This is a genomic window from Streptococcus sp. 17.1 (genome assembly GCF_016648655.1).
Classification (GTDB): domain Bacteria; phylum Bacillota; class Bacilli; order Lactobacillales; family Streptococcaceae; genus Streptococcus; species Streptococcus salivarius_E.
In genome coordinates this window covers 1-1,456 of record NZ_JACLQM010000047.1, presented here as the reverse complement: position 1 = coordinate 1,456, position 1,456 = coordinate 1, and the positions used below count along the sequence as shown (strand labels likewise).

The following is a 1,456-nucleotide window of genomic DNA, read 5'->3' as shown; positions in this document are numbered from 1 at the left end:
TTGGGTCAAAGAGTAATCGTAAAGTTTGTTATGCGTAATGAGGTAATACATTGTTCGAATGAGACGATGTATAGAGGCAATCGTATGTGGCTTAGTTGAAGCTATTGTCGATTGTCTTTTTCGTTTCTCATAAAAGTCAGCGATATGGCAGGGATTAGTATGACTAGCTGAAGCGATGTTGTGAATGCACTTGAACAAGATTTTTCTGGCATAGGGATTACCTCGTTTAGTGATGTGTTCCTTGGCGAGAAAGTTCCCAGATTCGTAGTGTCTCAGGTCAATGCCAATAAAAGCGTTGATTTGATTGGAAGACTGAAAGCGACGAATATCTCCCAATTCGCCAATGATAGATGTCGCTGTGGTTTCTGCGATGCCAGGAATTGACCGTAAGATGTCATACTCTGGTAAAGGCTGAGCTAGAGCTACCATGTCGTTTAAGACAACTTGTCTGCGTTCAGAAAGACGAAGCAATTCTTGAGCATAGTAACGAACCTCTTCAAGCATCGGAGAGGTATTCTTGACCGCACAAAAAGATTGTTTAGCGAGTTTTATAAGTTTATCAGTCAGGTAAGTAATACGCTTTTCAGAGATGCGTTTGGAGGTGGATTGACGGACAATCTCACACAAGTTACTTTGAGATAGGCTTAATACAAACTCTTTGCATGGAAAAGCCATCACTAGGTTCCAATATTGCTCTCCAGTAGGTGTGGATAATAGAGTTTCCAATTCAGGAAAGGTGACTTGTAGGACCTTGTGCAGACGGTTTTTAGTTCGAACAAGATCTTCTGTCATATTTTGATAGAAACGGCTTAAATCACGTAGGTGTTGATAAACTTCTTCCTGAACGTAAGTTGGTTTACGATTGTGTACAAGCTGAGATTTAGCCAACTTTTCAGCGTCAATTTTATCTGTTTTACGAACTCGCAGACTGTCCAATTGTTTCTTAGCTTCCAGTGGATTTAGCCGTGTGTAAGCGTAACTATATTCCTCGAGAAAGGCTTGAAGACGTCGAGAATAGACACCTGTAGCCTCAAATATAATCTCAGGGTTATGAACAGTTTTCAAGTCCCCCAATAGGCGATTGAAGCCAATGGCATCATTGAGTATGGTGTAGCCATGAACCTTCTCACCGTTGACTAAAATTGCCACCTCAGAACTTGTTTTACTGACATCAATTCCAAATACTGCACGCATGACATTACCTCTTTTGTCTTGAATAATTCCATGTTTTAGTGATTTTATTTTCAATACGCGACGTTTAGCGTCCTACATACTTTGATCAAACTCCACCTAAAACAAGGTGTCTTGCCAGTTTGTCAAGCGACGTCTAGCGCCATAGAGCCCTACGACTTTACAAGACACCACTACTTTAACATAAAGAAAAAGTAGTGAGTACTCTCTCCCGTCGGAGATTTCTTCACTACTAATCTTAGTATGTTTGTCAACTGTAGTGGGT

General features: G+C 40.7%; 1 protein-coding gene. It reads right to left on the bottom strand.

Annotated elements, in window-relative coordinates:
- On the bottom strand, positions 1-1,194 hold a 1,194-nt coding region (locus H7T99_RS10505), incomplete at its 3' end, for an IS110 family transposase (protein WP_201035999.1).
- Positions 1,195-1,456 lie beyond the last annotated feature (262 nt).